Consider the following 6063-nt stretch of genomic DNA (forward strand, 5'->3'; position numbering starts at 1 on the left):
CAGAAGTCTCGTAGGCATTCGGCTCGCGCTGCATCCCGCGGCTGCGGCGTTGGAACTCCTTGCCGTAGCGACGGCTACGGCGCGTCGTTCCGCCTTGCCGCGCGGGCGCATCACGCGCCTCGGTGCACACGGGACTTCCGCGCCGGCACACCAAGAGCCACCTGCGGCGCCCCGGCCCCCACCGGCGTGCCCGGGCTGCGGATTCCCTCCATCACGACGGCCGCCGACAGCGGTACGCCGCCGTAGTCCAGTACGGACACGAGGCGCGCGGGCGCCACCTCGGTCTCATTGATCAGCAGCGTGCGCAACTGGCCGTCGCGATTCTGCTCCACGACGAAGCAGCGCTCATGGCTTTCCACGAACTTGCGAATCGTATTCCCGAAGGGGAAGCCCCGAACGCGCAGGAAGTCGAAGCTCTCGCCGTCCTCCGCGAGCCGGTCCAGCGCCTCCAGCACCGCTCCCCGGCAACCCCCGACCGTGATCACGCCGTCGCGCGCTTCGGCTTCGATGCTAGCCACGTGGGCGCCCATCCAAGCGCCCACGTTGCGGCCCTCGCCGAACTCCGATGCGGGGATCTGCTCCGGTTCGGGGAGCGCGTCCGCGGCCCCGTCGATCTTCACCGCCAGGCGATCCATCAGCTCGCGATAGCCCGCGGAGTCCTCCGTGTAGCGACCCAGCTTGTCGTGCCCCGATCCGCGCGTGAAATAAGCGCCGCGTGGGTGCACCCCCGGGAGCGTTCGCGGGGCGACGTGGTCGGCCTCATCGTCCGCCAGATAGCGGTAGTAGGTGTCCATTCGCTCCAGCGTGTCCGCGTCCAGCACCTTGCCCCGGTCGTGCACGTAGTCGTCGTCCCAGCGCAGCCGCGGGATCAGCCAGTCGTTCATGCCGATGTCCAAGTCGCTGACCACGAACACGGGCGTCTGGATACGCTCCGCCAGATCGAAGGAACGCACCGCGAAGTCGAAGCACTCCCCGGGGTCCGCGGGGAACAGCGCGACGTGCTTCGTGTCCCCGTGTGAAGCGTAGGCCACCAGCGTCAGGTCGCCCTGCTGGGTTCGGGTCGGCATCCCGGTGGATGGGCCGGTCCTCTGGATGTTGAAGAAGACCGACGGGACCTCGGCGTAGTAGGCCAGGCCAATGAACTCGCTCATCAAGGAAATCCCGGGTCCCGCCGTAGGCGTGAACGCCCGGGCGCCCGCCCAGCCGGCCCCCAGTACCATGCCGGCGGCGGCCAGCTCATCCTCGGCCTGAAGGATTACGTAGCTCTTTGCGCCTGTATCGGGGTCGGTTCGGTACTTGGCACAAAAGTGCCGAAAACCGTCCATCAACGACGTAGCGGGCGTGATGGGGTACCAGGCGGCCACGGTGGCGCCGGCGTACACGCAGCCCAGTGCAGCGGCCGTATTGCCGTCCATCAGGACCGCGTCGTCGTTGGCGCGCATGGGTTGGAGGTGGACGGGGAGGGGGCAATCGAAGTGCTCGCGCGCGAATTCGGTGCCCAGCCGAATCGCCAGGAGGTTCGAGTCCATCAATGCGGGCTTGCGCGCGAAGGTCTCGTGCAACAGCTGGCCTACGACCTCCAGGTCTATGTCCAGCAGGGCCGCTAGGGTTCCCGCGTACACGATGTTCTTCATGAGCACGCGTTCGCGCCCACCGGAGAAGTTGTCCACGCACATCTGGCCGAACGGCACGCCCAGGAACGTGACGTCATCGCGGCGCAGCTCATCGGCCAGGGGCCACGACGAATCATGCAGTAGCCAACCCCCGGCCCTCACCTCGGCGATGTCGGCCTCGTACGTAGCGGGGTTCATCGCCACAATCAGATCGAAGTCCGGCGTGCTCGCCGCGTACCCTCGGCCGTTGACCCGAACCTCGTACCAGGTGGGGAGTCCCTGGATGTTGGACGGGAAGACGTTCTTGCCCGACACCGGAATGCCCATGCGGAAGATGGACTGCATGAGCAGTCCGTTAGCGCTCGCGGACCCCGTGCCGTTGACCGTGGCGATCTTGAAAGCGAAGTCGTTCGCGCGTCCGCCGGAGGGACCGGCGGCGGCGGAGCCGCAGGTCCCGCGCGGGTGTTCGTCGTTCACGCTCATCGCGAGCCGGCTTCCTCCTCTGCCAGGGGACGATCGCCCGACGCGGTCACGTCCGGGCGGATACCCGCGGCGGTCTCGGGTTCATCGGCCACCCAGGACCCCGCGGCGCGCTGAATCTGCCGTGGCCAGATCTCGTCCAGCGTGTCGCCGTCGTAGAGTCGGCCGTTTTTCATGACGTAGCGCACGGTGTTCGTATTCCGGATATCGTCCAGCGGATTGCCACTCAGAACCACCAGATCGGCCAGCTTGCCTCCGGAGAGCGTGCCGACGTCGCCCTCGAGCCCGATGGCTTCGGCCCCGAAGATGGTCGCCGCGCGCAGCGCGTCGTGCTCGCTGAGGCCGCCGGAAGCCACGGCCCACAGCTCCCAGTGGTAGCCCAGGCCCTGAAGCTGTCCGTGGCTCCCGACTCCGACCTTCCCGCCCGCGTCGACTATGGCGCGGACCCCGACCCCGTGGTCGCTGAACACGTACTCCTCGTCACGGAACCAGCCGGCGTTGCGCCGCCGCGTCGAGCGGTCCAGCACCGAGTGCGGCGTGAAGCGAGCCAGTTTGGGGTCGTCGTGCGGATTCTCCTTCGCGTAGAAGTAGTTCTCTCCGAACGGACCGCCGTACGACACGAGCAAGGTGGGCGTGTAGAAGATGCCCGAGCGTGCGGCCAACTCGATCACGTCCCTGTACACGGGATAGATGGGGAAGGAGTGCTCCTGTCCCGCGTAGCCGTCGATCATCATGGTGATGTTGTAGCCGAACATGAGTCCACCCTCGGTGGTGGGCATGAGCTCATGCTCCTTGGAGGCCATCGCGACCCACTGCCGCTGCTGACGATTGCCGGCCATGTACATCTTGATGGTCTTGGTATCGAAGAACTCGCTGTACTGGGTCAGCAGCTTCTTCGCGTCGTCGAGGTCCTTGATCGGGTCCTCGACGTAGTTGCCGAAGACGCCCGGGCCGGTGGAGTAGATGCGTGGGCCGATCATGTCCCCCGTCTCGACCAGATCCCCGTACGTGAGGATGTCCGTGGTCGACGTTTGCGGGTCGCGCACCGTCGTGACGCCGTACGCGAGGTTCGCCAGGAACGCCCAGGCCTCGTTCTTGTGCAGCCCGAACGCAGGCCGTATGTGGGCGTGCGTGTCCACGAAGCCGGGTACGATGGTCATGCCGGATACGTCGATGACCTCGGCGCCGGCCGGCACCTCCACCTCGCCCGCGGCGCCCACCGCGGCGATCCTGTTGCCGCGCACCAGGACGTCGCCGCCCTCGATGACCTGGTCGCCCTCCATGGTGATGATTCTGGCGCCCCGCAGCACGGCATCGCCCGCCGGCAGGTCTCTGCTGGCGGTGACCGCGACGCGGCGCAGTACCGGCTCGTACTCCGGCTCCTCGTCTTCCTCTTCGGCCTCGTCTTCGCCCTCGGCCTCGTCGTCCGCGTCGCCTTCGCCTTCTTCCTCCGCTTCCTCTTCCTCCGCGGCCTGCTTCTTGGCCTCCGCCACCGAGTCCGCGAAGGCCTCGGCGCGGTCCAGGTCGTAGACCACGTGGGCGTTGCCGATGGACCAGTGGACGGCGCGGCCGTCCGCGCCCCAGGCGGGGAACTGTCCGCCCACCTCGGTCAGCCTCTTGGCCGGGAACGGCGCGTTGTCGGGATTGGAGATCGACACGCTGGGCGTCTCTCCGCCCACGAAGGGCACCGTGACCGTGTAGATGTGGTCGTTTACCTGCGCGATGGCCTGGTCGCCGACGGGCGCCATCAGAATGAGCGAGGCGTTGTTGGGCTGGTCCGCGCGCGGCCGCTTCGAGCCGGTCACGCGCAGGTGCTCCTTCTCGTCCGTGCCGTCCCAGCGGATCGACAGCAGCGTGCCGCCGCGGGTCAGGTAAATGCGATCGGCGGAGCCACCGAAGTGCGGCGCCCCCCGGCCCTCGGCCGGCGCGATGAGCTGCGCCGGAGCCGGTCCGCCGGACGGGTCGGCTGCGACGGAGACCAGGTCTTCGGAGGCGCCCGGGGCGAACGGACCCGTCGCCTCGCGGTACGCCCGCGCGGGACCTCGAATCGCCACCAGGCGATCGCCGGCGGGTGACCAGGCGGGGCGCTGGTAGGTGGCGGGCGTGTCGGTAAGGCGTGTGTCGCCTCGGCCGTCCGAGCGCACCTTGCGGATGTGGCCGCCGTCGTCTTCCCAGGTCACGTAGGCCAGCCAGCGGCCGTCCGGCGACCACGTGGGCTGTGCTTCGACGTGGTCGGCGTCGGTCAGGCGGCGCGGCTCGCCGTCGGGCCAATCCAGGACGTAGAGCCGGCCCAGGGCGCTGAACGCCAGTCGTGATCCATCCGGCGACGGGGACGCGTCGCGGATTTCTCGCGCGGTGAAGGTCGGGCTGTCGTCGATCGGGTAGTCGAAGAAGAGCGGCGGGCCGATGTCCAGGTCCACGTCCACCGTGAACGGCACCGGGATGTGCGGCGAGCCGTCGAGCGGTACGCGCCAGATCTTGCCGCCGTACGACGCCACGACCTCGCGGGAATCAGGCGTGAACGCCATGCCCGGCATCACGTCGCGGTCGGCGATCGACTCCTGGTCATCGCGCTGCACCGGGTAGGCGAGCCAGGACTCGTCGCCGGTGCGCAGGTCGCGCTTCATCAGGCCGGTCTCGTCCTCGTGGCGCGTGCCGTACACCAGCCAGCGTCCGTCCGGAGAAATCGTCGGCCTGAAGCCGGACCCGTAGCGGGAGGTGCGTCCGAACACGTCACCGGTTTCGCGGTCGTAGTACGCGAGCTGGTACTGCGGCAGCGCCGCGTTGTAGTCCCAGCTGTCCTGCCGCCGCGCGAACCAGATTTGGCGTCCGTCGGGCGTCACCGCCGCGCCCGCCGTCTTGAGGTTGTCGGGCTCTCCGAGCAGCGTCTGCCCGCTGCCGCCATCGACGTGCCCCAGCCACAGCTGCACGACGCCCAGCCGGCTCTCCCCGCGGGACGCGACCACGTACTGGCCATCCGGCGTCCACGCCGGGGACATGTAGTTGCGGTCGTTGCCCTTGGTGAGCTGCGTCGTGTCGCCGGTCGCTACGTCGATGGTCCACAGGTTGTCGCCGCCGCTGCGGTCCGAGACGAACAGGATCTCGGTCCCGTCCGGGCTGTAGCGCGGCTGCTCGTCGAACGCCATCCCGCTGGTCAGTTGCGTCGCGGTGCCTCCCTCCATCGGCAGCGTGTACAGATCGCCGAGAAGGTCGAAGACGATGGTGCTCCCGTCGGGGCTGACATCCAGCGAGATCCAGCTTCCTTCGTCCGTGCTGAACTGGACCTCGCGGGCGGCCTCCAGCGGCAGGGGCGGGTCCTTCTTCTTGTCCTTCTTCTCGTCGTCCGCCGCTTCGGCGTCCTGCGCCGCGAGTGGCGACCACGCCGGCGCCTGAAACGCGAAGAGAAGCGTCAGGGCGAAGAGGGCGCCTCGGGCGGCGCCGCGTACCTGCATGCTGGTACATGACATCGGGTGACTCCCCGGTTCGGGGTCAGCGAAACAACGGCGCGACGAAAACAAGGTCACACCTGCGCGTGGGCGGCCTCCACGGGCCTGCCCGCATATGGCAGCAAGAGGTCGAACTTGCGCATGTCCCAGGCGTCCGTCGGGCACCTGTCGGCGCACAGTCCGCAGTGGAGGCAGAGATCCTCGTCCTTGACCATTATGCGTTCCGTCTGCGGCAGCGGCTCGGATGCGTAGAGCGCCTGATCGAGGTTGTCGGCGGGGGCCATGAGCCGGCCGCGCAGGTCGGCCTCTTCGCCGTTGCCGGTGATCGTGAGGCAATTCACCGGACACACGTCGATGCACGCGTCGCACTCGATGCACAGCGGAGCCGCGAAGTGTGTCTGGATGTCGCAGTTCAGGCACCGCTCGACCTCGGCCGCCGCTTGCGCGGGGTCGAAGCCGAGCTCCACCTCCACCGCCAACTCACGGAATCGCTCGGTGAGGTCCACGTGGACCATGCGCGCCCG

At 68.2% G+C, this 6063-nt stretch carries 3 protein-coding genes; all 3 read right to left on the bottom strand.

Annotated elements, in window-relative coordinates; genetic code table 11:
• Positions 1–110: 110 nt before the first annotated feature.
• Positions 111–2096, bottom strand: coding sequence for a 2-oxoacid:acceptor oxidoreductase subunit alpha (locus ABFS34_15505; protein MEN8376834.1), 1986 nt, complete (start codon positions 2094–2096; stop codon positions 111–113).
• Positions 2093–5560 carry an amidohydrolase family protein gene (locus tag ABFS34_15510; protein MEN8376835.1) on the bottom strand — a complete coding sequence of 1156 codons (3468 nt, stop codon included), beginning with the start codon at positions 5558–5560 and terminating at the stop codon, positions 2093–2095. The genes ABFS34_15505 and ABFS34_15510 overlap by 4 nt, the downstream gene beginning before the upstream one ends.
• Before the next feature lie 53 nt (positions 5561–5613).
• On the bottom strand, positions 5614–6063 hold a 450-nt coding region (locus tag ABFS34_15515; GenBank protein MEN8376836.1), incomplete at its 5' end, for a 4Fe-4S dicluster domain-containing protein.

The sequence above is a fragment of the Gemmatimonadota bacterium genome, assembly GCA_039715185.1.
Taxonomy (GTDB): domain Bacteria; phylum Gemmatimonadota; class Gemmatimonadetes; order Longimicrobiales; family RSA9; genus DATHRK01.

Bases quoted from the DNA above. Each gene is read 5' to 3' on its own strand.
- ABFS34_15505 (MEN8376834.1), bottom strand. From the start codon at position 2,096: ATGAGCGTGAACGACGAACACCCGCGCGGGACCTGCGGCTCCGCCGCC.
- ABFS34_15510 (MEN8376835.1), bottom strand. From the start codon at position 5,560: ATGTCATGTACCAGCATGCAGGTACGCGGCGCCGCCCGAGGCGCCCTC.